The following is a 26,105-nucleotide window of genomic DNA, read 5'->3' as shown; positions in this document are numbered from 1 at the left end:
AAAAGTTCCATGCAGATTTTTAAGCAATGTGAAGAAATGTCGAAAGGGCGATCTGTGAGGTGGTTTTTGGTGACGGTTTTTTGTCGTTTTGGCGAATTGCTAGCACCTTCTTCTTTCACGAAAGCTGGCAGATTTTCCAGCTTTTTGGATCGCCAAACCTGAGGACGGATTCTTCACTCAGACAGGTGCCGATTGCGGTCGGCAACGGAGGAAATGCACATGGCAGCGCTCATCGGTATCGTCAGCAAAGTGGTCGGGCAAGTTTTCGCAGAAGCGGCCGGTGGCCTGCGGCGGCCTCTGGTCGAAGGCGATCGGCTTTATGCCGGCGAACACCTGGTCACCGGTGCCGAAGGGGCCGTGGCGGTTCATCTGCAGAACGGCCAGTCATTGACCCTGGGTCGCGGAAGCGACCTGACCCTGACCCCGCAGTTGCTCGCCAACCATGCGCCTCATGTCGATACGCCTGACGCGGCGACACCGAGTAATGCGCAACTGACCGATGTGCAAAAGCTGCAGCAAGCCATCGCTGCCGGTGCCGACCCGACCCAGACCGGTGAAGCCACGGCCGCCGGCCCCGAGGGTGGCAACCCGGGGGGCGTGGGCGGCGGGCACAGTTTTGTGCTGCTGGAAGAAGTCGGTGGGGAGGTCGATCCGCAGATCGGTTTTCCGACGGCCGGGTTCAATGGGATTCCCGAGTTTCCACAGCTGCGCCTGGCCGGTGATCCGGATAACACGGGCGACAATGCAACCGTGCCGCCGGTGACACCGGATAACCCGGTGACCCTCGACGGGGTCGATGTCGAGGGCGGCGAACTGACCATCAACGAAGCCAATCTGGCCGATGGTTCGGCCAGCAATCCGGGGGCGCTGGTGCAAAATGGCACCTTCACGGTTTCCGCGCCTGACGGGCTGAGCAGCCTGAGCATCGGCGGCATCAACGTGATCACCGGCGGTGTGCCCGCAGGCTTCCCCCAAACCGTCACTTCGGCGCTGGGCAACACGTTGACCATCACCGGCTATGACCCGGCCACGGGTGTGGTCAGCTACAGCTACACCCTGACGGACAATGAAACCCATCCTGCCGGTGGCGGTGCCAACAGTATCACCGAGCAGTTCCCGGTGGTGGCCGTCGACACCGACGGTGACACGGCCACTGGCACCCTGGACGTCAACATTACCGATGACGTGCCCCAGGCGATCGACGACAGCCACGCCAACACGGCGTCGGAAACCCTGGTAACCCTCACCGGCAACGTATTGCCCAACGACCATCAGGGCGCCGACCGGATTCCCACCGGTCCCGACAGCGGGCCGATCATTGGCGGCACGTTCACCGGCACCTACGGCACCCTGGTGCTCAACCCCAACGGCATGTACACCTACACCCTGAACACCAGCGACCCGCAATTCGTCGCGTTGCATGGCGGGGGCAGCGGCACCGAGACGTTCACCTACACCCTGACCGATGCCGACGGTGACACCAGCACCGCGAACCTGGTGCTGCAAGTACACAACAACGATGACCCAGTGATCATCACCGGCCTCGACACCGACGGCGGTGAGCTGACGGTCCAGGAGAAAAACCTCAGCGATGGCAGCAGCCCGGATGCACCGGCCCTGACTCAAAGCGGCACGTTCACCGTGACTGCGTTGGATGGTGTGCAAACCTTGAGTGTTGGCGGCATTAACGTCGTCACCGGTGGCGTGGCAGCCGGTTTCCCACAGTCGATTACCACCGCACTCGGCAATACGCTGACCATCACTGGCTACAACGCCACCACGGGCGTGGTCAGCTACAGCTACTCCTTGCTGGACAATGAAACCCATCCAAACGCCAACGGCGCCAACAGCGTTAGCGAACAATTTGCTGTAGTCGCCACTGACGACAACGGCACCACAGCCAACGGCAACCTGGACGTCAATATCGTCGATGACCTGCCTAAAGCCGTGGACGACAGCAACGCCAGCACGGCTTCGGAAACCCACCTGACCCTGACCGGCAGCGTGCTGACCAACGATACTCAAGGTGCGGACCATGTGGCCTCCGGCCCAATCACCCCCGGCACTTTCACCGGTACTTACGGCACCCTGGTGCTCAATGCCGACGGCTCCTACACCTACACCCTCAACACCGCCGATGCCGACTTCAAGGGCCTGCACGGTGGTGGCGATGGCAGCGAAACCTTCACCTACACCCTGACCGACGCCGACGGTGACACCAGCACCGCGAACCTGGTGCTGCAAGTACACAACAACGATGACCCAGTGATCATCACCGGCCTCGACACCGACGGCGGTGAGCTGTCATTGCAGGAGAAAAACCTCAGCGATGGCAGCAGCCCGGATGCACCGACGCTGACTCAAAGCGGCACGTTCACCGTGACTGCGTTGGATGGTGTGCAAACCTTGAGTGTTGGCGGCATCAATGTGGTGACGGGTGGCGTGGCAGCCGGTTTCCCACAATCGATTACCACCGCACTCGGCAATACGTTGACCATCACTGGCTACAACGCCGCCACGGGCGTGGTCAGCTACAGCTACACCTTGCTGGACAATGAAACCCATCCAAACGCCAACGGCGCCAATAGCCTCAGCGAACAGTTCGCAGTGGTTGTCACCGACGATAACGGCACCACCGCGAACGGCAACCTGGACGTGAACATCGTCGACGACTTGCCTAAAGCCGTGGATGACAGCAACGCCAGTACAGCCTCGGAAACCAATCTGACCCTGACCGGCAGCGTGCTGACCAACGATACTCAAGGTGCGGACCATGTGGCCTCCGGCCCAATCACCCCCGGCACTTTCACCGGTACTTACGGCACCCTGGTGCTCAATGCCGACGGTTCCTACACCTACACCCTCAACACCGCCGATGCCGACTTCAAGGGCCTGCACGGTGGTGGCGATGGCAGCGAAACCTTCACCTACACCCTGACCGATGCCGACGGTGACACCAGCACCGCGAACCTGGTGCTGCAAGTACACAACAACGATGACCCAGTGATCATCACCGGCCTCGACACCGACGGCGGTGAGCTGTCATTGCAGGAGAAAAACCTCAGCGATGGCAGCAGCCCGGATGCACCGACGCTGACTCAAAGCGGCACGTTCACCGTGACTGCGTTGGACGGTGTGCAAACCTTGAGTGTTGGCGGCATCAATGTGGTGATGGGTGGCGTGGCAGCCGGTTTCCCACAATCGATTACCACCGCACTCGGCAATACGCTGACCATCACTGGCTACAACGCCACCACGGGCGTGGTCAGCTACAGCTACACGCTGCTGGACAATGAAGCCCATCCAAACGCCAACGGCGCCAACAGCGTTAGCGAACAGTTCGCAGTGGTTGTCACCGACGATAACGGCACCACCGCGAACGGCAACCTGGACGTGAACATCGTCGACGACTTGCCTAAAGCCGTGGATGACAGCAACGCCAGTACAGCCTCGGAAACCAATCTGACCCTGACCGGCAGCGTGCTGACCAACGATACTCAAGGTGCGGACCATGTGGCCTCCGGCCCAATCACCCCCGGCACTTTCACCGGCACCTACGGCACCTTGGTGCTCAATGCCGACGGCTCCTACACCTACACCCTCAACACCGCCGATGCCGACTTCAAGGGCCTGCACGGTGGTGGCGATGGCAGCGAAACCTTCACCTACACCCTGACCGATGCCGACGGCGACACCAGCACCGCGAACCTGGTGCTGCAAGTACACAACAACGATGACCCAGTGATCATCACCGGCCTCGACACCGACGGCGGTGAGTTGACGGTCCAGGAGAAAAACCTCAGCGATGGCAGCAGCCCGGATGCACCGGCCCTGACTCAAAGCGGCACGTTCACCGTGACTGCGTTGGACGGTGTGCAAACCTTGAGTGTTGGCGGCATCAATGTGGTGACGGGTGGCGTGGCAGCCGGTTTCCCACAGTCGATTACCACCGCGCTGGGCAACACCCTGACTATCACCGGTTTCAACGCTGCGACTGGGGTGGTCAGCTACAGCTACTCCTTGCTGGACAACGAAGCCCATCCAAACGCCAACGGCGCCAATAGCCTCAGCGAACAGTTCGCAGTGGTTGTCACCGACGATAACGGCACCACCGCCAACGGCAACCTGGACGTGAATATCGTTGATGACCTGCCGACCGCTCATGCCGACTCTGCCTCGGTGGATGAAGGTGGGACGGTCAGTGGCAACGTCCTGAACAACGATGAAGGTGGTGCCGACGGACCGGCTGCGAGTGGTGCCGTGATCGGTGTGCGTGCAGGTAACGACACCTCGACTCCGGCGATTGGCGGCTTGAACACCCAGATCAACGGCACCTACGGCTACCTGACCCTGGACGCCAATGGCAACGCCGTCTACCACGGCAACCCGAACACCGTCAGCGCCCCGGGCGCGACCGATGTTTTCACCTACACCGTGCGTGATGCCGACGGTGATGAAAGCACCACCACCATCACCATTGATGTCCACGATATCTGCCTCGTCGCCACCCCCGACCACGAAATCAGCGTCTACGAAAAAGCCCTTGACCTGAACCAGGACGGCCAGGACCTGGCCCCCGGCACTGTCACCGGCAGCGCCCCGAGCGCCACCAGCGAAACCGCCAGTGGCAGCCTTGTCGGCTCGATCAGCGGTGCCGTTGGCGCAGTGACCTTCGCGCTGGTGGGCAACGCCAACGGTGCCTACGGGCAACTGTCGCTTCAGCCCGACGGCTCCTACACCTACACCCTGACCTCGCCAGCCACGACGACGCCCCACGCCAACGATGGCCCGAATGTGCTGAGCGAAAGCTTCACCTACCAGGCCACTGACTCGTTGGGCAACACCGTCACCAGCACCATCGTCATCGACATCGTCGACGACGTGCCAAGCGCCCATGCCGATTTCACCTCGGTGGTGGAGGGCGGCACGGTCAACGGTAACGTGCTGGACAACGACGTACTTGGCGCGGATGGCGGCATGGTGATCGGCGTACGCGCCGGCAATGACACCTCAACCTCTGCTGTCGGTGGTCTCAACACCCAGATCAACGGCACCTACGGCTACCTGACCCTGGACGCTAACGGCAACGCCGTCTACCACAGCAACCCCGATGCTGTCGGTGCAGCAGGCGCGACCGATGTCTTCACCTATACCGTGCGTGATGCCGATGGTGATGAGAGCACCACCACCCTCACCATTGACGTGCACAACAGCTGCCTCATCGCAGAAACCGACCACGACGTTACTGTCTATGAAAAAGCCCTCGACCTGAACCAGGATGGCCAGGACCTTGCCCCTGGCAGCGTCACCGGCAGCGACCCGAGCGCCACCAGCGAAACTGCCAGTGGCACCTTGGTCGGTTCAGTCAGCGGTGCCACTGGCGCCGTCTCCTTCACCCTGGTGGGCAACGCCACCGGCGCCTACGGCCAGTTGTTGCTCCACCCGGACGGTTCCTACACCTACACCCTGACCTCACCAGCCAACACCACGCCCCATGCCAATGATGGCCCGAACGTGTTGAGCGAAAGCTTCACCTATCAGGCCACGGATTCCCTGGGCAACAGCACCACCGGCAGTCTGGTGGTCAGCATCGTCGATGATGTACCGAAGGCCGTTGCGTCCGAGCGTTCGGTCACCGCGGTGGAGATCGATTCGAACCTGCTGATCGTGCTCGACGTGTCCGGCAGCATGGCCGATGACTCCGGTGTACCGGGGCTTTCGCGGCTGGACCTGGCGAAACAGGCGATCAGCGCCTTGCTCGATAAATACGATGACCTGGGGGATGTGAAAGTCCAGCTCGTGACGTTCAGCAGCAGTGCCACCGACCAGACTTCGGTGTGGGTCGACGTGGCGACTGCCAAGTCGCTTCTCTCCAGCCTGTCGGCGGGTGGCGGGACCAACTACGACGCGGCAGTGGCGACGGCCAAGACTGCGTTTGTCACTTCCGGGCAACTGACCGGCGCGCAGAACATCGGCTACTTCTTCTCGGACGGCAAGCCCAATTCTGGCCTGGAAACCGGCACGGCAGACGAGGCGGCGTGGAAAGCCTTCCTTGATGCCAACGGCATCAAGAACTACGCCATTGGCCTGGGCGACGGTGTCAGTAACGACTACCTCGACCCGCTGGCCTACGACGGCAGCGCTCATACCAACACCAACGCAGTGGTGGTCACCGACCTGAACCAGCTCAATTCGGTGCTCTCCGGCACGGTGCAAGGCGCGCCGGTTACCGGCAACCTGCTGGGCGAAGGCGGTTCGTTCGGCGCCGATGGTGGGTTTGTCAAAAGCCTGGTGGTCGATGGCACCACGTACAGCTATGACCCGACGGCCAACGGTGGCCACGGTGCACTGAGCACCAGTGGTGGGGTCAACCATGGCAGTTTCAATACGACCACCAACACGCTGAGCATTGCCACCGCCCATGACGGTACCCTGGTGGTCAACCTCGATACCGGTGCGTTCAGCTATACCTCCCAGACCGCCACCAGCGTATTGATCACCGAAAACATCGGCTACACCGTCAGTGACAACGATGGCGACCTGGCCAGCTCCAGCCTGGTGGTCAAAGTCGTGCCCAACAGCCCACCCGTGGCGATGGACGACAACATCATCACCAACGTGCTGTCGGGCAACATCGTGGTACCGGGCGAATTGCTGCTGGGCAACGACAGCGACGCCAACGGCGATCCGCTCACCGCGTCACCCACCAGTTTCAATACCGGTTGGACCGCCAAAGGCGGGGATTTCACCGGCAGCACCGGCACGGTCAGTTTCACCGGTAACAACGTGCAGTCGATCAACCTCAATCGCAGCGCCTTCGTCGCCAATGCCGCGACCATGACGGCGGTGCTGGTGGTCAGTGGCGCGCTGGGTGCGGTTTCCAACAATAATGCCAACGATGAAGACCGCCTCAACATCAGCCTCAAGCAGGGTGAAACCCTGACGCTGGACCATAACCTGGCGGGTGGGCATATCACCCTCGAGTACTCTCTCAACGGTGGGCCTTTCATTGCGATCAGCGACGGCGCCTCGTTCACTGCCGCGGCGGATGGCAACTACCAGATCCACGTCACCAACATCCCCAATCCCGGCGGCGGCAATTCCAACGCTGCGGAAAATTATCAACTGACCATGACCGTCAACTACGCCGGCGCCCAGGACAGCACCCCGGATTACCACGGCAGCTACACTGCCAGCGACAACCATGGCGGTAGCGACAGTGCTGCGGTGGACATCAGCTACCAGGCGGGCCATACCCTGACGGGCACCACCGGGGACGATGTGCTGTTGGCTGGTAACGGCGACAACATCCTCAATGCGGGCGACGGCAACGACATCCTCAGCGCAGGCTCGGGCAACAACACCCTGCACGGCGGGGCAGGCAATGACCTGCTCTACAGCGGCGCGGGCAACGACCTGCTCGATGGCGGTACGGGCAACGACACTGCGAGCTATGCCCACGCGAGCGCCGGGGTCACGGTGAACCTGGGACTGTTGGCGGCGCAGAACACCGTGGGCGCCGGCACCGATACCCTGACAGGCATCGAAAACCTGGTCGGTTCGAACTTCAACGATACCCTCACCGGTGACGGCGCCAGCAACCGCATCAACGGTGGATTGGGCCATGACGTGCTCAACGGCGGTGGCGGCGATGACCTGCTGATCGGCGGCCTGGGCAACAACACGCTCACTGGCGGCAGCGGTGCCGATACCTTCCAATGGCAGGCAGGCAACAGCGGCCACGACGTGATCACGGACTTCTCGCCCGGCGTCGACAAACTCGACCTGTCCCAGCTGTTGCAAGGGGAGAACGGCAGCACCGCGTCACTGGACGATTACCTGCACTTCACCATCAGCGGCAGCGGTGGGTCGGTCATCACCAGCATCGACGTCAGTGCCATTGCCGGTGCCACGCCGAACCAGACCATCGATCTGGCGGGCGTCAACCTCGCCAGTCATTACGGCGTCACGCCCGGCGCAGACGGCATGATCGCAGGCGGCGCGGATACGGCGACCATCATCAACGGAATGCTCAACGATCATTCTTTGAAGGTGGACACGGTGTGAGGTGAGCTGAAACGACAAAACCCGTCATGTCCAGTCTGGACATGACGGGTTTTGCTTTTGTGGCGGCTCAGGGTTTGCGCAATGTCTTCTGCTTGAGGATATAAACCGTTACCAGCACCGCACTGGTGAGCATGAACCCCCGGGCCCACGGCAGGGGCACCAGGTAGCAGGAAAAGAGGATGCTCGCCCACATCAGCCCGATGGCATAGACCTTACCCTTGAGCGGGATGCCGTTGCCGCTGAGGTAGTCGCGGATCCACGGGCCGAGGCGGGGATGTTCTACCAGCCATTGGTAGAAGCGCGGCGAGCTGCGGGCGAAACAGGCGGCCGCCAGGAGCAGGAAAGGGGTGGTGGGCAGTACGGGGACGAAGATGCCGATGACCCCCAGCGCTACGCTCAGCCAGCCAATGGCCAACAGAACGTAACGCAGGATCAGCGGGCGATTGCCGACTGGCGAGGGCACCCGGTCACTCAGTGGTGGCGAGGCTTGAGGATCGCCGGTTTCTCGTCCGGTGCGTTGCACAGCAGGTACAGGGCCGTGAGGGCTTCGGGGATCTGGACAATCATGTCGTCCATCAGGTTGGCGTCGGCGGCGATGTCGGAAAATTCCGGTTGCTCATCGAACAGGCCGGAACCGACCATGATCGGCAGCAGCATTTCGCTGACTTCCTCTTCGGCGGTTTCGAACCAGGCGGCTTCGCGCAGGAACACGCCTTCCATGAAGCCGATGCACCAGCCACGCAACTCCGAATCATCCGGATCATCGCCCAGGTCCAGGTCGCACGGCAGTTCGAATTCTTCGTCGGAAGCCAGTTGGCGGGCGATGTGGGCCTTGAGGCCGACCAGTGTGGCTTCGATTTCGGCACGCTGGGCTTCGTCGCTGTAATGCGGCTCTTCGGCGAACAGGGCGTCGATCCACTCACGGTCCGGCACCGTTTCTGCGCAGATGGACAGGGCGGTCAGATAGCCGTGAGCGGCCACGTAGTCCAGCGCCTCTTCGTGCAGCTCATCGGCGTCGAGGAAGACTTGCAGGCGGGTCAGTTGCTCAGCGAAGGACATTACGGGCTACCTTGGGGAATAAACAATGCGGGAATTCTAGGCCTTCTTGAGCGCCCAGGCCAGCCGCGTGGCGTATTTGCCTCTTGAAGGCCAGGGGTGGACACAAATGGGGGGGGCGCCGCAGATCAAATGTGGGAGCGAGCTTGCTCGCGATGAGGGCGGCACATCCAGCACCTTCTCAAAATGACCCACCGCTATCGCGAGCAAGCTCGCTCCTACAGGGACTTGTGGCAACGGAAGCAATGTATGGGTATCCCTAGCCGCTAGCACCTCCTGTCAGCAGCCCCCTTTGCAACGAAGGCCTCGGGTATACTGCCGCGTTTTGTGATGCCCTGCGGCGTCCCGCCGGTTCGAAACGCACACTTACGATTTGCCGGTGCAGCGTTTGTGATTCTGAACCAGCCTTGCAGGGATGTTTCGGTGATTTTTGGAGTTTCTATGCTCGAACAGGCTCAACGCGTCCTCAAGGACATCTTCGGCTACGACAGTTTCCGTGGCCGCCAGGGTGCCATTATTGAGCGCGTGGCCAACGGTGGCGATGCCCTGGTGCTCATGCCCACCGGCGGCGGCAAATCCTTGTGCTTCCAGGTCCCGGCGCTGTTGCGCAACGGCCTGGCCGTGGTGGTCTCGCCGCTGATCGCATTGATGGACGACCAGGTTGCGACCCTCGAAGAGCTGGGGGTTGCCGCTGCTTCGCTGAACTCCACCCTCAGCGCCGAGCAACAGCGGGACCTGGCGACACGCATCAAGCGCGGCGAAGTGAAGATGTTGTACCTGGCCCCGGAACGCCTGGTGCAGCCGCGCATGCTGGCGTTCCTGCAGAGCCTGGAAATTGCCCTGTTCGCCATCGACGAAGCCCACTGCGTATCCCAATGGGGGCACGATTTCCGACGCGAATACCTGCAACTGGGGCAGTTGGCGGAACTGTTCCCCGACGTGCCGCGCATCGCCCTGACCGCCACCGCCGACAAGCGCACCCGCGAGGAAATCGTCGAGCGCCTGCACTTGCAGAACGCCGAGCGCTTCCTGTCCAGTTTCGACCGTCCGAATATTTTCTACCGCATCGTACCCAAGGAGCAGCCGCGCAAGCAGTTGCTGGCGTTCCTCGCCGAGCGCCGCAGTGATGCCGGCATTGTCTATTGCCTGTCGCGCAAGAAGGTCGATGAAGTGGCGGCGTTCCTGTGTGAGCAGGGGTTCCCGGCGCTGCCGTATCACGCCGGCCTGCCCAACGACCTGCGGGCCTATCACCAGAAGCGCTTCCTCAACGAGGAAGGCCTGATCATGGTGGCCACCATTGCGTTCGGCATGGGTATCGACAAACCCAACGTGCGCTTTGTCGCGCACCTGGACCTGCCCAAGTCCCTTGAGGCGTATTACCAGGAAACCGGACGTGCCGGCCGTGATGGCTTGCCGGCCGACGCCTGGATGGCCTACGGCCTGCAAGACGTGGTGATGCTCAAGCAGATGCTGCAGAACTCCGAAGGCGACGAGCGCCACAAGCGTCTGGAACAGCACAAGCTCGACGCGATGCTCTCGCTGTGCGAGGAAACCCGCTGCCGCCGCCAGACCTTGCTGGCCTATTTTGACGAAGACATGCCCCAGCCTTGCGGGCATTGCGACAACTGCGTCGATGGCGTGGAAACCTGGGACGCCACCGAACCGGCCCGCCAGGCCTTGTCGGCGATTTTCCGTACCGGCCAGCGCTACGGTGTCGGGCATCTGGTGGACGTGTTGCTGGGCAAGGACAACGAAAAGGTCCGCAGCTTTGGCCACCAGCACCTGTCGGTGTTCGGCGTGGGCAAGGCGCGCACCGAGGGTGAGTGGCGTTCATTATTCCGACAACTGGTGGCCCGCGGTCTGGCCGACATCGACCTGGAAGGCTACGGCGGCCTGCGCCTGAGTGCGACTTGCCGGCCGTTGCTCAAAGGTGAGGTCACCCTCGAACTGCGTCGTGACCTCAAGCCGGCAACGGCGGTCAAGAGCAGCAAGAGCCAGGCCAGCCAACTGGTACGTGGCGAAGAGCGCGATCAATGGGAAGCCTTGCGGGCCTTGCGGCGCAAGTTGGCCGAGGAGCACGGCGTCCCGCCGTACGTCATCTTCCCCGACTCGACGCTGCTGGAAATGCTCCGCAGTCAGCCCACCTCCCTGGCGGAAATGGCCCAGGTCAGTGGTGTGGGCGCGCGCAAGCTGGAGCGGTATGGCGAGGCCTTCCTCCAGGTCCTGGGTGGCGAGGCCGAAGCACCGAAAGCGGTGGCCGATGTACGTCACGAACTCATTACGCTGGCCCGGGCCGGCATGACGCCGTTGCAGATCGCCGGGCAACTGCAGTGCTCGGAAAAGAACGTCTACACGATGCTGGCCGAAGCCATTGGCAAACAGCAGTTGTCCCTGGAACAGGCGCTGGATCTGCCCGAAGAACTGATGGGAGAGGTGCAGGATGCCTTCCTGGATGGCGAAGGCGAGTTACCGCCAGTGTCTGAAGTTGCCGCACTGTTTGTCGGACGGGTTCCCGAAGGCGTGCTGTATTGCGTCAGGGCTGCGTTGCAGTCGGAATTTGAAGTCTGATCAGTGGGTTGCGTGCCTTTAACGATTCAGTACAAGGTGAACCTTGCTTGAATCCAAAGCTCATGCTTAGCTGACTAATAATTAGTTTTTCTCTATTTCAGATCTGATGAGTTTTTTATGCCGTTAACCGATCAACACCGTTTTGGCATGCAGTTGGCGCAAATGTCTCGAGGCTGGCGTGCCGAACTGGATCGCCGCCTGGCCGGGCTGGGCCTGTCCCAGGCGCGTTGGCTGGTGCTGTTGCACCTGGCCCGTTTCGAACAGGCGCCGACCCAGCGAGAACTGGCCCAGAGCGTCGCCGTCGAAGGCCCGACACTGGCCCGGTTGCTCGACAGCCTGGAAACCCAGGGGCTGGTGCAGCGCCAGGCCGTGGCCGAGGACCGCCGGGCCAAGAAAATCGTGCTCTGCGCACCGGCCCTGCCGTTGATCGAACAAATCGAAACCATTGCCACGCAACTGCGTCGTGAGCTTTTCGAAGGTGTCGACGAAGCGGACATGCGTGTGTGCATGCGGGTCCACGGTACGATCCTGGCCAACCTGGAAAAATCCTGAGGCATTATCCCTGGCGCCAGACTTTTGAGATTCGGCGATTAGCGAACTATAACCAGTACTAAGTGATCGTATTGGATGCGTTTGCGCTCAGTCTGGTAGTCGAAAGGGATACCCATGCTTGAAAGTTTGCAGTCCACGTTGCGCAGTTGGGTCAACGTGTCGGTCGTCGTGGGTGCCCTGGGGTATTCTGCCTTGGCGTCGGCGCTGGGGCTGGGGGACATCACGCTCCATTCCGCCCTGAACCAGCCGTTGCGCGCCGATATCGCCCTGGTCGATGTGGCCGGGATCAGCGAGGGCGATCTGTCGGCCAGCCTGGCGAGCCCGGACGATTTCAGTCGTGCGGGTGTGGAACGGGCGTTCTTTCTCAACAACCTGCGCTTCACGCCGGTGTTGCGCGGGGAGCGCAGCTTCATTCGGGTGACATCCAGCAAACCGGTGGAGGAACCCTTTCTCAACTTCCTGGTGCAGCTCAATCAGCCCAACGGGCGCCTGCTGCGAGAATACACCGTACTGATCGACCCGCCGGGCACACCGGGTATCGTGCCGGTCCGTGATGAACCTTCCCAGGCCCCTCAATCCATCAAGCCGCCCCCGGCGGTACAGGGCAAGCGTTACACCGTCGTGCAGGGAGACAACCCCTGGATCATCGCCAAGCGCCTGCATGACGCCGGTAGCAACGCGTCGGTCAATGAGTTGATGCAAGGAATCCAGGCCTTGAACCCCGGCAGTGACCGGCTTTCCATCGGCCAGCACTTGTTGCTGCCCGACTCGGCCGTGCTGCCGACTTCGGCTGCAGCCCCTGCTGGCCAGGCCCCCGCCGCGCCCGATGAGCAAATGGCCGCCAGCGTGCTGCAAAACCAGCAGCAACAGAAGACGATCGATGAACTGCAGGCCCGGCTCCAGGCCCAGGACGAGGAAATCGCTGGCCAGCGCAAGCAGATCAGCGAATTGCAGGCCCGGCTGGCCGAGGTTGCACCAGCCCCTGTTGCATCGACACCACCGCAACCGGCGCTTCCTGCAGCGGAACCGGCGCCGGACGCGCAACCCGCTACAGAACCGGTAGCAGAGCCAGAGGGCGTCAATTGGACATGGGTGGCGGGGCTGGTGGGCCTGTTGGGGTTGCTGGCGCTGTTACTGTTCGTTCGGCGTCGGCAGCAGCAGGCCGAGTTGGAACCGATGACCGGGCGTCCCGAGCCGATGCTGGAGGAGGACGACGAAACCTATGCATCAATCCCCGATACGGAGCCGTCCGAGACTGCGGCATCGTTCAACAACGGGGATACGCCCCTGGGCGATGTGCTGGAGGGCGTCGGGATCTACTTGACCTACGGTCGGTTCACCGAGGCCGCAGGGCTGTTGCGCGCCGCGTTGCTGGCGGAGCCGGAACGCACCGACCTGGGCCTCAAGTTGCTGGAGGTACTGGGCAAGCAGGGCGATGTCATCGGTTTCCAGGCCCAGGAACATCATCTACTGGCACAGGGTATCGATGCCGGGACGTTGGAGGAGATCCGCGGGCGCTATCCCAAGGTTGCCATTATCGCCGCGCCGACAGTGGCGTCGGTACAACCTCAGGTACCGGTTTTTGCACCTGCACCTGCTCCGGCACCGGCACCTGAACGTGAACCGGTGCCCGGTGACGAGTTCGAGTTGGACCTGGATGCACTGTCCATGGAAACCAGCTGGGACCTCGCCGATGCCCAGGACAACACGGTTGATAAGGAGGCTGTTTCACCCCATGCCGCCGAGAGCTTTTCGCTTTCAGGTTTTGACGAACCGGAGCTGCAATGGGAAGCGCCACTGGAGACCGAGTCCCTGGACGATGCCTTCCTCGATAGCTTTGCCGACGAAGAACAGTCGCTGGAACTTGAGCCGCTGGCACTTGAACCTGTTTCCCTGGACACCCTTTCCCTCGAACCTCAGGTCCCTGAACACTCGGTCAAGCTGGAACAGGCACAGAATTGCATCGACGATGGAGACCTGAAAACCGCCGTCTCCCTGCTTGAAGAACTGCTCGAGGAGGGCGACGAACCCCTCAAGCAAACCGCCCGGGTGCTGCTGGCGGGGATTCGCTGAGGTAGCAGCACAGTCAACATCACCGACACTGACCCGCCGCTATCGCGAGCAAGCTCGCTCCCACAGGGATTTGTGGTGAACAGCCATTGCGCAGACACCCATGGACCCCTTGTGGGAGCGAGCTTGCTCGCGATAGCGGCCTGTCAGGCTATCAATCCAGCCCAGGCAAACGCCTATCCCCTCAAAACGTCTGCCCCAGGTTCAGATACACCGCCTGTTCATCATCGTCGTTAAAGCCATAGCTGAAATTCAGTGGCCCCAGCGGTGTATCGAAACCGAGGAAAATGCTGGCGGCGTTGATGTAGCCGCTGTCGAATTCGTTGTCGTTGTTCCAGGCCCGGCCGCGTTCCAATGAGCCGCCGATGTACAGCGGGAAGTCCAGTGGCAGGTAGGCCCGCGGTGTGAGGCGGCGGTAATACACGGCGCGCATCAGGCTGATGTTCTGCCCGGACACCCCGTCTTCGCGAAAGCCTGACAGTTGCCGCGCGCCACCGAGCACAAAGCTGGACGTCACGACTTCAGCAGTGTCCAGTGTTCGTCCGTAGCGCCCGCCCAGGATGAAGGTATCCGGGCCGCTGCTCAGGGCCTTGTCCAGCTTGAACTCCCATTGGCGGTAACGCTGGTCGGAACCCAGCCCCGGTTCGTATTGGCGCCAGCTCAGGCCGATGTCTTCCCCCTCGTGGGGGAAATACACGTTGTCGAAGGAATCGAAGGAGTACTTCAGCTCATAGAAACCTTCATTGAAGTTTTCGCTGGGCTGGTCATGGTCGCCAATGCGCACATCCGCCTTGCCCCAGGCCTGGCCGACACCGAAGCGGATTTCGCCGTTGTTGCCGATCTGGCGGCCCACGTTCAGCCCGAAGCCATAGCGCTCGACGCGATACTGGGCCACCGGATCGTTGTCCAGGATCGACTCCACGTTGCGGGATTCGAATTGCCCGTAGGGGGCGATGAAGTAGCGCGAGCCGACATCCAATGGCTGGTAGAACTCGCTGTACAACTCCTGCTTGTCGCCGATCTGCGCCCGGGTCAGCCATTCGGCACCGAGGCGATTGATGCCGTTGACCCGATAGCTGGCTCCCAGGTTGAAAGCGCTGTCGCCGCGCATGTCGTCCGACAGGCTCAGCCCCAGCCGCAGGTAGTCGGTGCCGGTGCGTCTTCCCCGAGCGCTGATCACCAGCGTGTGATCCGGGCCCTTGCGGACCACGCGGTATTGCACCTGCTCGAAGTAATCCAGGCCGTACAGTGTGCCCATGTCGGTCTGCAGGCGGCCCAGGTCCAGCGGCTCACCGATCTTCTGGCGAACGTAATAGCGGATCACGTCATCGCCGACTTTCGAGTCGTTCTCCACTCGAATGGCGGTGATGACCGGCGTGCGCTCGCTGGGGGTGCGCGCGGCCATGAGCTCGGCGTCGGGCGCCTCGGACGGGCGTAGAGGAGCCAGGCGCGCCTCGAGTATCCGCGTGGCACGGTAACCGGCATCGATCATGTCCTGGGCCCGGCCGAAATCGGTGGAGCCAAAGCTCGCCAGCGCCGGCTGGATCAGCACGTCGTCTTTCTTCAGCGTTGCCAGTTGCTCTTCAGAGTTGCGCCGGGTCATCAGGGTGGTCGATTGGTTCAGCACGTCGACCACCGTGACCAGTTGCTTGCGGTTGCGCAGGGGCGTACCGATGTCGACCACGATGGCCACGTCCACGCCCATTTCCCGGGCCACATCCAGCGGGATGTTGTCGGACATGCCGCCGTCCACCAGCAGCCGGCCGTCCAGTTCCACCGGGGCGAATACCGCCGGGATCGACATGCTGGCGCGAATGACCTTGGGCAGGTGGCCTTTGCGAAACACGACTTTTTCGCCCGTGGCGATGTCCGTGGCGACTGCGCGAAACGGGATCGGCAGTTTGTCGAAGTCCCGCGTGTCGCTGGCGTGGGCCAGCAGGCTTTCGAGCAGCAGGGCCAGGTTCTGGCCCTGGATGACCCCCAAGGGCAGGCCGAGGCTGCCGTCGTCACGAAAGCTCAGTTTCTGTTTGACCAGGAAGTCCCGGTCATCCTGCTTGCGCCGGAATGGTACGTCCTTGCGCGGTGGCGCATCGGACAGAGCCTGTTGCCAGTCGATGCCCAGGGCGAGTTTTTCCAGTTCGTCGATCTTGTAGCCCGAGGCATACAGCCCGCCGATCACCGCGCCCATGCTGGTGCCGGCGATGGCATCGATCTTGATGCCTTGCTCTTCCAGGGCCTTGAGCACGCCGATGTGGGCCAGCCCCCGTGCGGCGCCGCCGGACAGCACCAGGCCGATTTTCGGGCGTGGCGCGTCGACGGCGGGCTCGTTGGCATGGCCGAGCAGGGGCAACAGCAACAGAAGCAGGAGGGGCAGGAGGCGGCGCATCGTCAATCTCGGGGCGGGCGATCAAAGGCGGGTATTATAGCGACGCCTTCGAACCCAGGAGTCCACCCGCAATGACCGAACACAAACCGGAAGTCGTCATCACCTATTGCACCCAGTGCCAATGGCTGCTGCGCGCCGCCTGGCTGGCCCAGGAGCTGCTCAGCACCTTTGGCGATGACCTGGGCAAGGTGTCGCTGGTGCCGGGCACCGGCGGTGTGTTCCACATCAGTTGCGACGGCACGCAGATCTGGGAGCGCAAGGCCGATGGTGGTTTTCCCGAAGCCAAGGTCCTGAAGCAGCGGGTCCGCGACCGGATCGATCCGGAGCGGGACCTGGGCCACAACGATCGGGTTCAGTGAGACGCGGCTTGGGCGCCAACCCCCGGTTTCTTTGAACCGCTCAGTTGGCTTGAGATCACGATGGCCGTGATGATCACCACGCCGCCCAGCAGCATGCGCAGGGTCGGGCTCTCATCGAACAGCCACCAGGCCATGGCGATGCCGTAGACCGGCTCCATGGCGAACACCACCGCTGCCGTGCGGGCCTTGATCACCGCCAGGCTGGCGACGAACAGGCTGTGGGCCAGGCCGGTGCAGAACACACCGAGCAAGCCGATCCACAACCAGTCGATGGGGCGAACGTCACTCAATTGTGGCGCGGCCATCGGCAGCAGGCACAACCCGACCACCACGTTCTGGCACAGCGCGGCCTGCACCGGCGGGACGTGCGCCGAACCGGCGCGGTTGGTCAATGACAGCAGGGAGAAGAGCAACCCCGAGAACACGGCCCACAGCAGGCCAGTGGTGGCGCCGCTGGCCAAGTCGAAGTTCGGCGTGACCAACACCAGGCCGACGCTCACCAACACCACCAACCAGATTTCATTGGCGCGAATCCGCTCGCGGAAGATCAGCCCTTCAAGCAGCACCGTGAAGGCCGGGAAGCTGGTGAACCCCAGCGTGGCGACCGCCACGCCGGCAACCTTCACTGCGATGAAGAAACTCACCCAATGCCCGGCCAGCAACAGCCCCCCAAGGAGCAATCGCCAGCCATCCTGGGCCCGCAGTTGCTGCCAGCGGCTGTTGCTGGCGAACCGGGCGAACATCGCCAGGGCGAGCACGGCGAAGACGGCGCGACCAAACACAATGACCGCCGGCGAGGCTGCGGCGAGTTTGCCGAATACACCGGTCAGGCCAAACATGAGTGCGCCGATGTGCAGGGCGCCGAGGGCGGTACGGGGTGTCATTTCAATCCTTTCAACAGACAGTGGGGCAACTGGCGAGTGTCTTCTGTGGGAGCGAGCTTGCTCGCGAAAGCGGTGGTTCAGGCAATGCAGATATTGACTGACAGATAGCAATCTCGAGCAAGCTCGCTCCCACAGGATCGTCCCCTAGTATTTAAGCGTGGGTGAGGCGGCAGTGTCTGTCGCGATCCTAGCGATTTTTAGCGCGAATCTATCGCTGACGCCGCAGCTTGCCCGGCGAGGCGCCGAATTCCCGCAGTACCGCCGCGGCGAAGGCACTTTGGGAGCTGTAGCCGACCCGGTGGGCGATCTCACCGATGGGCAACTGCGAATCACGCAGCAACGCTACGGCCTTGTGCAAGCGGCGGCTGCGGATGTAATCCATCGGGGTTTGCCCGCACTCGGCGACGAAGCGTGCGTGCAGGCGGGCGCTGGAGAGGTTGGCGATTCGCGCCAGGTCCGCCACTTGCAACGCATAGGCGGCGTTCTGGTCGATGTGGGCGTTGAGTGCGGCGTAGGGCAGGCGCCGGCCGCCGAGGGTTGCCTGGCGAGCGTTATTGAGACTCGCCAGCAGCAGCACCGCGCCTTGCTGGGCGATCACCGGATCGTCCACCGGGCTGCCCGCCAACCAACTGACCAACTGGCTTTGCCCCGCATCCAGGGGCAGGCGCGCGGTGTCGTCGAGCAAACGGCGGCTGGCGTCGGCGTGATCCCCCAGGCATTGCCCGACCCAATCATCACTGGGCACATCCAACACCAGGCAGCGGCTGCCGTGGGGGCTGCCGCAGCCGTGATGCGCGCCGGCCGGTACCACCACGAAGCTTTGTTGCACCACCTGGCTGCCATGCCCTTCGACCTCGAAATCCAGCGCGCCAGACAGCCCGAACACCAGTTGGGCATGGTCATGGCTGTGGGCGATCAAGTCGTGGCTGTAGTGGCGTAGCGTGAGGATCGGTCTCATCGCGGTCTCCCGTGTCAGGCCGCCAGCATACACCGAGGGCGCAACGCCCGGCGCTGTCATGCAATGGACTTGTGTTTGTCATAGGCCATTAACCGCTGGCGTGCACAGTGGCAAAAACGATCAGAGGGTTGCCCAATGACCAGCGCCGAGCTCGCCAGACCCAGCCGCAAACAGCGTGTTCGCACCCTGTGGATTTCCGATGTGCACCTGGGCACCCGGGATTGCCAGGCCGAGCACCTGTCGCAGTTTCTCAAGGGCTACCACGCCGACAAGATCTACCTGGTGGGGGACATCATCGACGGCTGGAAACTGCGCGGTGGGATGTATTGGCCCCAGGCCCACACCAACGTCATTCGCCGCTTGCTGACCATGAGCAAGCGCGGCACCGAAGTGATCTACGTCACCGGCAATCATGACGAGTTCCTGCGGCGCTATTCGAAGCTGATCCTGGGCAATATCCAGTTGGTGGACGAAGCGGTGCACGTCACTGCCGATGGTCGGCACCTGTTGGTGATCCATGGCGACCAGTTCGACGTCATTACCCGGTACCACCGTTGGCTGGCGTTCCTCGGGGATTCGGCCTACGAGTTCACCCTCACGCTGAACCGCTGGCTCAACCATTGGCGGGCCCGTTACGGCTACGGCTACTGGTCGTTGTCGGCGTACCTCAAGCACAAGGTCAAGACCGCCGTCAGCTTCATCAGCGATTTCGAAGAAGCCATCGCCCACGAGTGTGTGAAGCGCGAACTGCATGGCGTGGTCTGCGGGCATATCCACCATGCCGAGATGCGCATGGTGGGTGAGGTGGAATACCTCAATTGTGGCGATTGGGTCGAATCCTGCACGGCGCTGATCGAGCACTGGGACGGGTCGATCGAGTTGTATCGGTTGGCGGAGGCCCAGGCACGGGAGGCACTGGCCAAGACTGAGTTGAAAGTGACTGAGCCGGTGTAGGCCTTCATGACGCCATCGCGGGCAAGCCTTGCTCCCACAAGTACTCACCGCCTATGTAGAGCAGGCAACACCTGTGGGGCAAGGCTTGCCCGCGATGGACCGCGCAGCGGTCCCCAGCAATCTGTCAGCTGGAAGGCTGCTCCGTCATCGCCGCCTTGTAGATCGACTGCTTAGGCGCAGCAAACAGCCTTTCCAGCATCGGCTCGAAGAAACTCAACGGCAGCGTGTCGTACTCGGGATCGAACGCTGCTGCGTCATATTTCGCACAAAAGTCGACTGTCGCCTGATACTGCGGATGTTCGAAAAACTGCTCGCGCAGGTGCCGGTCCATGCCCAGGTGATGGAAGAAGTAATAGCCCTGGAAAATCCCGTGCTTCTCCACCATCCACAGGTTTTCCGCGCTGACGAAGGGCTTGAGGATCGCCGCCGCGATGTCCGGGTGGTTATACGAACCCAGGGTGTCGCCGATGTCGTGGAGCAGGGCGCAGACCACGTATTCCTCGTCCCGCCCGTCACGGTAGGCACGGGTGGCGGTTTGCAGGGAATGGGTCAGGCGATCCACCGGGAACCCGCCGAAATCGCCGTCCAGCAGCTTCAAGTGGGCCAGGATCCGGCCCGGCAATTGCCGGGCGTAGGCGCTGAAGTCGGCGGCGATGATCGCCCAGTCCTCCTGAGAGCCGTCCCGCATGTGGGTAAAACGTGCATGAGTGTTCATAGGCAATCCTTTGGCTAGAACGCCACCTTGCCCAGCAGCATGTCGCGGTACATGACGAAATCGCCGAGCAGGCTGTAGAAAGGATGCTGGAAGGTGGCGGGACGGTTTTTTTCGAAGAAGAAGTGCCCGGCCCAGGCAAAGCCGTAGCCGGCCACGGGCAGGGCGAGCCACAGCCACCCGCTCCCCACTACGAGGGCCATGACGAACACCAGGATGACCAGGGAGGTGCCGATGAAATGCAATCGTCGGCAGGTGCTGTTGCTGTGCTCGCCGAGGTAATACGGGTAGAACTCGGCGAAGGTATTGAATCGTTTGGCGTTTTCCAAGACTGCAGGCTCTTTGGTTATTGTTCTGGCAACCGATAAATCCAGCGGCTTACTTTGAGTCTAGAGCGATCACTTGCAACAGCCAGTGACAATGGGCGCCACTTTAGTATCCTTCGCAAATCCAGCCGTACCCTGCGGCTCGTCATGCAAGTAAAACGTCATGAACGAACGAACGACTTCTTCAAGCTGGGCGATGGGGATTGTCAAGGCGTTGGAAATCGACGGCCTGGATTGTCGGGTGCTGTTCAAGCAACTGGGGCTGGACTTTGATGCGCTGGACGATCCGGATGCACGCTTCCCCCAGGACTCGATGACGCGGCTCTGGCAACGGGCGGTGGAATTGTCCGGTAACCCGGCCATTGGCTTGAACATGGGTAAAGTGGTGCGCCCGGCCTCGTTCCATGTGGCGGGCTACGCCTTGATGTCCAGTCGCACGCTGGCGGAGGGTTTCCAGCGACTGGTGCGATACCAGCGAATTATTGCCGAAAGCGCCGACTTGAGTTTTCGTCGGTTGGAAGAGGGCTATGGGCTGATCCTGACGGTGCATGGCGACCATTTGCCCCCCACTCGCCAAAGTGCCGAAGCGTCCCTGGCCTGTGCGTTGGCCCTGTGCAACTGGCTGACCGGGCGTACCTTGCACCCGGTAAAAGTGCTGTTCCAAGGCACCGAACCCCTGGACCTGGCGCCTTATCAGCGAGCCTTCTGCGCACCGCTGGTGTTCGGCGCGTCTTATGACGCGCTGATTTTTGAGCGGGCCGACATGGAGGCGCCGCTGCCGACGGCCAACGAAGCCATGGCGCAGTTGCATGACCGGTTTGCCGGTGAATACCTCGCGCGTTTTTCGGAAAGCCGTGTGACCCATAAGGCACGACAAGTGTTGTGCCGACTGTTGCCCCAGGGCGAGCCCAAGCGTGACGTGGTGGCGCAGACGCTGCACCTGTCGCAGCGCACCTTGCAGCGGCGCTTGCAGGAAGAGGGCACCAGTTTCCAGAGTTTGCTTGAGGACACCCGTCGTGAACTGGCCGAGCAGTACCTGGCGCAGTCGGGCATGACGCTGCTGGAGATCGCCTATCTGCTGGGGTTTGCCGACCCAAGCAATTTTTTCCGGGCCTTCCGCCGCTGGTTCGACACCACGCCTGGCGAATACCGGGCACGGTTGGCGAGTCAGCCTGAAGCGGTCAGTGACGCCAGAACGCCGGGATACACAGCACGAACACCGTGATGATCTCCAGTCGGCCCAGCAGCATGCCTCCTGACAGAATCCACTTGGCCGCGTCCGGCAGCGGTGCGAAGTTGCCGGCCGGCCCGATGGTTTCCCCCAGCCCCGGACCGACGCCGGACACGGTACTGGCCGCACCGGTCAGCGCCGTCATCCATTCCACGCCCAGCAGCGACAGCAGCAGGGCGATCACGCAGATGGTGATGGCGAAGAAGAACGAGAACGTAAGGATCGAGCGGACGATTTCTTCGTCGAGGCGATGACCGTTGTATTTCTGCTTGATCACCGCGCGGGGGTGGATCAGTTGATTAAGGTTGGCCCGCAGCAGGATGTAGGCGACCTGGAAGCGGAAGATCTTGATCCCGCCGGCCGTCGAGCCTGAACAACCGCCGACGAACCCCAGGTAGAAAAACAGCATCAGCGAAAAATTGCCCCACAGGCTGTAGTCGCCGAGGGCGAAACCGGTGGTGGTGACGATGGACGTCACGTTCAGCGCCACGTGCCGCAGCGCCTCCAGCCAATGCAGGTCGGTGGTCGCCCAATACCAGGTGCCGAGCACCAGCCAGGTCACCAGCAACACCCCGATAAGCCCCTGGACCTGCTGGTCCTTGATCAGTGCCCGGCGATTGCCCCGCAACATCGAGACATAGAGGGCAAACGGCAGGCTGCCGAGGATCATGATGACAATGATGACCCAGTGCACGGCCGGCTGGGTCCATTTGGCCAGGGACAGGTCCGAGGTGGAAAAACCGCCGGTGGAGATCGCCGACATCGCATGGTTGATGGCATCGAACAGGCTCATCCCGGCCCACCAGAGCGCCAGGGTGCCGAGAATGGTGATGCCCACGTAGGACGCCACGATCAGCCGCGCCACCATGTGGGAACGGGGCATGACTTTTTCCGAGCGGTCCGACGATTCGGTCTGGAACAGCCGCATGCCACCGATGCGCAGCAAGGGCAGGATCGCCACCGCCATGCCGATGAAGCCGATACCGCCGAGCCAGTGCAGCAGCGAGCGCCACATCAGGATGCCCGGGGACATGGTGTCCAGGCCGCTCAGGACGGTGGCGCCGGTGGCGGTGATGCCCGACATGCTTTCGAAAAACGAGTCGGTGTAGCTGATCTTCTGGGTCAGCAGGAACGGCAGCGCGGCGAAGATACACACCACCAGCCAACTGCTGACGGTCAGCAAGTACATGTCGCGCGGGCGCAGGTGGATGTGTTCCGGGCGCCCGGGAAGCACCAGGGCCAGGCCGGCGAGGAAGGTAATCATGCTCGACCAGAGGAACGACGGCAGGTCGCGGGTGCGCTCGAAGACCATCAGGGTGGCCATGGGAACGACCATGAAGATCGCCAGGGTGATCAGGAAGATGCCGATGATGAAACCAATGATCCGCAGGGTCGGCAACGCCATGAAGTCCGCTCAGGCTGAAAAAGGAAGGGCGCCATTCTACCCGCGACAAGCGCCCTGTAAACCGGCACCCGGCGCCGAGTGGGCACCTGGCCGCGGAATTTGCGCTAACGAACTCGCCGCACAGCTACTAGAATAGCCGGACATTTTTTCAGGAGGTGGCCGATGCAGGCTCTCGACGCTTTGCTCAACCGTGTTTCCGTCCCGCGCCTGGTGGAGCCGGCCCCCACGCCGGAACAGCGCGAACTCATGTTCGCCGCGGCCATGCGGGCGCCGGATCACGGCCAGCTGCGGCCATGGCGTTTTCTGACAGTCGAAGGGCAGGCGCGGCATCGCATGGGCGAACTGCTGGCCGAAGCAGCGCGGTTCAATGACCCGCTGGTACCGGAAACCGTCGTGGAAAAGGCCCTCAACGGCCCATTGCGCGCGCCCCTGGTCGTGGTGGTGATCGCCCGTCTGCAGGACCATTTCAAAATCCCCAAATCCGAGCAACTGCTGGCGGCCGGCTGCGCAGCCCATGGCATCTTGTTGGCGGCGTATGCCCAAGGGGTTGGCGGCGTGTGGCGCACCGGTGAACTGGCGTACTCGCCGCATGTGGCCAGGGGGCTTGGCCTTGAGGATGGGGAGGAGGTGATCGGTTTTCTCTACCTGGGCACACCGCAGAAAGAAGCGCGCACGGCGCCGCAAGAGGATCTCGGGCAGTTTGTCCGCGAGTGGACAGGCCTGTAGGAGCTGTCGAGCGGGAGCAAGCTCTCATGGAATAAAATGCAACCATTTGATTTTTAAGGCTGAAAATACATATCGATCGTTCCCACGCTCCTGCGTGGGAATGTCGCCAGGGACGCTCCGCGTTCCGCTTCTGGAGTGTGACGCAGAGCGTCACGGGATGCATTCCCACGCAGAGCGTGGGAACGATCAAAAACAGATATCTCGTGGACGTCGCTCTAGTTCCCTGCGCGACAGCGCAGCGTCGAAGACGTGGCGGGGACTCCCTCGCCACAAAATCAACGGCCGACGGTGGTGTTATCTGCAAACGTCAGCAATCGCCTCGGCCAGCAGGTCCAGGCGCGTGGCGTCGATGCCGGCCACGTTGGCCCGGCCGGTGCCCACCATGTAGACGCTGTGGCGCTCACGCAGGTGCTTGACCTGTTCCGGCGTCAGGCCGGTGTAGGAAAACATCCCGCGTTGCACGCCGATATGGGCGAAGCGCTCGCGCAAGCCATGGGGTTCGAGGGCCTCCAGCAAGCCGCTGCGCAATTGCGCGATGCGCAGGCGCATGGCCTGGACTTCATCGGCCCACAGGCTCTTGAGTTCCGGGTTGCCGAGGATGGTCGCCACCACGGCCGCACCATGATCCGGCGGTGTCGACCACAGGTTGCGGGCGATGTTTGCCAGTTGGCTGCGGATGTCCACCAGCTTCTCGGCATCCCGGGCACAGACGATCAACGCACCCGTACGATCGCGGTAGAGGCCGAAGTTCTTCGAGCAGGAACTGGTGACCAGCACTTCCGGCAGGACCTGGGCAAACAGTCGGACCGCCCAGGCGTCCTGTTCCAATCCATCACCGAAGCCCTGGTAGGCGAAGTCGATCAGCGGCAGCAGGTCGCGATTGCGCACCACGTCCAACACCTGACGCCATTGTTCATGGGACAGGTCGAATCCGGTGGGGTTGTGGCAACAGGCGTGCAGCAGCACGACATCACCTTTGGGCGCCTGGCTCAGGGCCGCCAGCATCGCCTCGAAATCCAGGCGGTTATCAGCGCCCACGTAAGGGTAGTGACTGACCTTGACCCCGGCCGCGGCGAAGATGGTTTCGTGGATTGGCCAGGTTGGGTTGCTCAGCCATACGCCACGGCCCGGCAGGCATTGAGCGATGAAGTCGGCACTCAGGCGCAGCGCGCCGGTGCCGCCCGGTGTCTGGGTGGCGCCGGCACGTTTTGCGCTGATCAGCGGAGAGTCGGCGCCCAGCACCAACTCGTTGATCAACCGGCCGAATGCAGCGTCGCCGTGGCCGCCGATGTAGGTCTTGGTGGTCTGGCGATCCACCAGCCGTTGTTCAGCCTGTTTCACTGACTGAAGAATCGGCGTCAGGCCCCGGGCATCTTTGTAGACACCCACGCCCAAGTCGAACTTGCTCGGGTTGGCGTCCGCCCCGTAGGCCTCCATCAGGCCTAGGATCGGGTCGCCGGGTACCCGGCCGATGGCGTCGAAATGCATTACTTGCGGCCCTCTGCGGTCTTGGCCACGTCATCGGTGCGGGCGGCCATGATGAAGTCGTTGCGGTGCAGGCCCTTGATGGAGTGGCTCCACCAGGTCACGGTGACTTTGCCCCATTCGGTGAGCAGGCCTGGGTGGTGGCCTTCGGCCTCGGAAATTTCACCGACGGCGTTGGTGAACGCCAGGGCGTGCTTGAAGTTCTTGAACAGGAAAACTTTTTCCAGTTGCATCACGCCGTCGCGCACTTCGATGTTCCAATCGGGGATCTGCTTGATCAGCACCGGCAGTTCTTCGTCGCTGACTTGTGGGGCATCGGCGCGGCAGGCTTCGCAATGGGCTTGGTTCAGAGTGTTCATGGTGTGT

At 62.2% G+C, this 26,105-nt stretch carries 18 protein-coding genes; 8 read left to right on the top strand and 10 right to left on the bottom strand.

All coding sequences use genetic code 11. The features are described 5' to 3' along the window. The first annotated feature begins 219 nt into the window (after positions 1–219). Positions 220–8,067: a retention module-containing protein gene (locus AB4O22_RS18915; RefSeq protein ID WP_460096948.1), complete on the top strand. Its 7,848-nt coding sequence runs from the start codon at positions 220–222 to the stop codon at positions 8,065–8,067. A gap of 67 nt (positions 8,068–8,134) precedes the next feature. Here the strand turns inward: AB4O22_RS18915 and AB4O22_RS18910 are convergent, their stop codons facing one another. Continuing rightward, positions 8,135–8,530, bottom strand: a complete 396-nt coding sequence (locus tag AB4O22_RS18910) for a YbaN family protein (RefSeq protein WP_003198995.1) — start codon at positions 8,528–8,530, stop codon at positions 8,135–8,137. Between the two features lie 8 nt (positions 8,531–8,538). Then, the gene (locus AB4O22_RS18905) at positions 8,539–9,126 is read right to left on the bottom strand and encodes a UPF0149 family protein (RefSeq protein ID WP_003198997.1); all 588 of its coding nucleotides are present in this window, start codon (positions 9,124–9,126) and stop codon (positions 8,539–8,541) included. 438 nt (positions 9,127–9,564) lie between these two features. Here AB4O22_RS18905 and recQ point away from each other — a divergent pair, with 438 nt between their 5' ends. From recQ to AB4O22_RS18890, 3 genes are all read left to right on the top strand, one after another. Further along, positions 9,565–11,691, top strand: coding sequence for a DNA helicase RecQ (gene recQ, locus AB4O22_RS18900; protein ID WP_223472821.1), 2,127 nt, complete (start codon positions 9,565–9,567; stop codon positions 11,689–11,691). Positions 11,692–11,808: 117 nt separating this feature from the next. After that, positions 11,809–12,243 (top strand): MarR family transcriptional regulator, encoded by a 435-nt coding sequence (locus tag AB4O22_RS18895; protein WP_003199001.1) that lies wholly within the window; start codon positions 11,809–11,811, stop codon positions 12,241–12,243. A 114-nt stretch (positions 12,244–12,357) separates the two neighbouring features. Further along, complete coding sequence (locus AB4O22_RS18890) at positions 12,358–14,316, top strand: FimV/HubP family polar landmark protein (RefSeq protein ID WP_460096946.1); 1,959 nt, start codon at positions 12,358–12,360, stop codon at positions 14,314–14,316. A gap of 181 nt (positions 14,317–14,497) precedes the next feature. Here AB4O22_RS18890 and AB4O22_RS18885 read toward each other — a convergent pair whose 3' ends face one another. Then, positions 14,498–16,699, bottom strand: a complete 2,202-nt coding sequence (locus AB4O22_RS18885) for a patatin-like phospholipase family protein (RefSeq protein WP_223472823.1) — start codon at positions 16,697–16,699, stop codon at positions 14,498–14,500. Between the two features lie 71 nt (positions 16,700–16,770). Here AB4O22_RS18885 and AB4O22_RS18880 point away from each other — a divergent pair, with 71 nt between their 5' ends. Next, the gene (locus tag AB4O22_RS18880) at positions 16,771–17,058 is read left to right on the top strand and encodes an Rdx family protein (RefSeq protein ID WP_003199006.1); all 288 of its coding nucleotides are present in this window, start codon (positions 16,771–16,773) and stop codon (positions 17,056–17,058) included. Here the strand turns inward: AB4O22_RS18880 and AB4O22_RS18875 are convergent. Together AB4O22_RS18875 and AB4O22_RS18870 are read right to left on the bottom strand one after the other, a co-directional pair. After that, entirely contained in the window at positions 17,052–17,942 is an 891-nt protein-coding gene (locus tag AB4O22_RS18875) for a DMT family transporter (RefSeq protein ID WP_053162091.1), read from the bottom strand. The two genes, AB4O22_RS18880 and AB4O22_RS18875, sit on opposite strands and share 7 nt — an antisense overlap. Before the next feature lie 208 nt (positions 17,943–18,150). Next, positions 18,151–18,900, bottom strand: a complete 750-nt coding sequence (locus AB4O22_RS18870) for a helix-turn-helix transcriptional regulator (protein WP_367862299.1) — start codon at positions 18,898–18,900, stop codon at positions 18,151–18,153. A 135-nt stretch (positions 18,901–19,035) separates the two neighbouring features. On the opposite strand from AB4O22_RS18870, the gene AB4O22_RS18865 reads away from it, so the two are divergent. After that, positions 19,036–19,854 (top strand): UDP-2,3-diacylglucosamine diphosphatase, encoded by an 819-nt coding sequence (locus AB4O22_RS18865; protein WP_003199013.1) that lies wholly within the window; start codon positions 19,036–19,038, stop codon positions 19,852–19,854. 124 nt (positions 19,855–19,978) lie between these two features. Here AB4O22_RS18865 and AB4O22_RS18860 read toward each other — a convergent pair whose 3' ends face one another. Then, positions 19,979–20,569: an HD domain-containing protein gene (locus AB4O22_RS18860; protein WP_436263084.1), complete on the bottom strand. Its 591-nt coding sequence runs from the start codon at positions 20,567–20,569 to the stop codon at positions 19,979–19,981. A 14-nt stretch (positions 20,570–20,583) separates the two neighbouring features. Beyond that, a complete protein-coding gene (locus AB4O22_RS18855; protein ID WP_460096943.1) occupies positions 20,584–20,895 on the bottom strand; it encodes an Mpo1-like protein in 312 nt (103 codons plus the stop codon). Between the two features lie 160 nt (positions 20,896–21,055). On the opposite strand from AB4O22_RS18855, the gene AB4O22_RS18850 reads away from it, so the two are divergent. After that, positions 21,056–22,117: an AraC family transcriptional regulator gene (locus AB4O22_RS18850; protein ID WP_223472826.1), complete on the top strand. Its 1,062-nt coding sequence runs from the start codon at positions 21,056–21,058 to the stop codon at positions 22,115–22,117. Here AB4O22_RS18850 and AB4O22_RS18845 read toward each other — a convergent pair. Next, a complete protein-coding gene (locus AB4O22_RS18845) occupies positions 22,074–23,528 on the bottom strand; it encodes a TrkH family potassium uptake protein (RefSeq protein WP_003199020.1) in 1,455 nt (484 codons plus the stop codon). The two genes, AB4O22_RS18850 and AB4O22_RS18845, sit on opposite strands and share 44 nt — an antisense overlap. Positions 23,529–23,690: 162 nt before the next feature. Here AB4O22_RS18845 and AB4O22_RS18840 point away from each other — a divergent pair, with 162 nt between their 5' ends. After that, positions 23,691–24,254 (top strand): NAD(P)H nitroreductase, encoded by a 564-nt coding sequence (locus AB4O22_RS18840; protein ID WP_223472827.1) that lies wholly within the window; start codon positions 23,691–23,693, stop codon positions 24,252–24,254. A gap of 294 nt (positions 24,255–24,548) precedes the next feature. Here AB4O22_RS18840 and AB4O22_RS18835 read toward each other — a convergent pair whose 3' ends face one another. Together AB4O22_RS18835 and AB4O22_RS18830 are read right to left on the bottom strand one after the other, a co-directional pair. Further along, a complete protein-coding gene (locus AB4O22_RS18835; protein WP_223472828.1) occupies positions 24,549–25,742 on the bottom strand; it encodes an amino acid aminotransferase in 1,194 nt (397 codons plus the stop codon). Beyond that, positions 25,742–26,098, bottom strand: coding sequence for a 4a-hydroxytetrahydrobiopterin dehydratase (locus tag AB4O22_RS18830; RefSeq protein ID WP_003184087.1), 357 nt, complete (start codon positions 26,096–26,098; stop codon positions 25,742–25,744). Before AB4O22_RS18830 ends, AB4O22_RS18835 begins: the two co-directional genes overlap by 1 nt. Between the last annotated feature and the right edge of the window lie 7 nt (positions 26,099–26,105).

The sequence above is a fragment of the Pseudomonas sp. S3_B11 genome (assembly GCF_054667715.1).
Note: the sequence above shows the minus strand (reverse complement) of the source record. Positions and strands in the feature narration are given on the sequence as shown.

Excerpts from the sequence above, each read along its gene's own strand:
- AB4O22_RS18915 (WP_460096948.1), top strand. The coding sequence starts at position 220 with ATGGCAGCGCTCATCGGTATCGTCAGCAAAGTGGTCGGGCAAGTTTTC.
- AB4O22_RS18905 (WP_003198997.1), bottom strand. The coding sequence starts at position 9,126 with ATGTCCTTCGCTGAGCAACTGACCCGCCTGCAAGTCTTCCTCGACGCC.
- recQ (WP_223472821.1), top strand. The coding sequence starts at position 9,565 with ATGCTCGAACAGGCTCAACGCGTCCTCAAGGACATCTTCGGCTACGAC.
- AB4O22_RS18895 (WP_003199001.1), top strand. The coding sequence starts at position 11,809 with ATGCCGTTAACCGATCAACACCGTTTTGGCATGCAGTTGGCGCAAATG.
- AB4O22_RS18890 (WP_460096946.1), top strand. The coding sequence starts at position 12,358 with ATGCTTGAAAGTTTGCAGTCCACGTTGCGCAGTTGGGTCAACGTGTCG.
- AB4O22_RS18885 (WP_223472823.1), bottom strand. The coding sequence starts at position 16,699 with ATGCGCCGCCTCCTGCCCCTCCTGCTTCTGTTGCTGTTGCCCCTGCTC.
- AB4O22_RS18880 (WP_003199006.1), top strand. The coding sequence starts at position 16,771 with ATGACCGAACACAAACCGGAAGTCGTCATCACCTATTGCACCCAGTGC.
- AB4O22_RS18875 (WP_053162091.1), bottom strand. The coding sequence starts at position 17,942 with ATGACACCCCGTACCGCCCTCGGCGCCCTGCACATCGGCGCACTCATG.
- AB4O22_RS18870 (WP_367862299.1), bottom strand. The coding sequence starts at position 18,900 with ATGAGACCGATCCTCACGCTACGCCACTACAGCCACGACTTGATCGCC.
- AB4O22_RS18865 (WP_003199013.1), top strand. The coding sequence starts at position 19,036 with ATGACCAGCGCCGAGCTCGCCAGACCCAGCCGCAAACAGCGTGTTCGC.
- AB4O22_RS18860 (WP_436263084.1), bottom strand. The coding sequence starts at position 20,569 with ATGAACACTCATGCACGTTTTACCCACATGCGGGACGGCTCTCAGGAG.
- AB4O22_RS18850 (WP_223472826.1), top strand. The coding sequence starts at position 21,056 with ATGAACGAACGAACGACTTCTTCAAGCTGGGCGATGGGGATTGTCAAG.
- AB4O22_RS18845 (WP_003199020.1), bottom strand. The coding sequence starts at position 23,528 with ATGGCGTTGCCGACCCTGCGGATCATTGGTTTCATCATCGGCATCTTC.
- AB4O22_RS18840 (WP_223472827.1), top strand. The coding sequence starts at position 23,691 with ATGCAGGCTCTCGACGCTTTGCTCAACCGTGTTTCCGTCCCGCGCCTG.
- AB4O22_RS18835 (WP_223472828.1), bottom strand. The coding sequence starts at position 25,742 with ATGCATTTCGACGCCATCGGCCGGGTACCCGGCGACCCGATCCTAGGC.
- AB4O22_RS18830 (WP_003184087.1), bottom strand. The coding sequence starts at position 26,098 with ATGAACACTCTGAACCAAGCCCATTGCGAAGCCTGCCGCGCCGATGCC.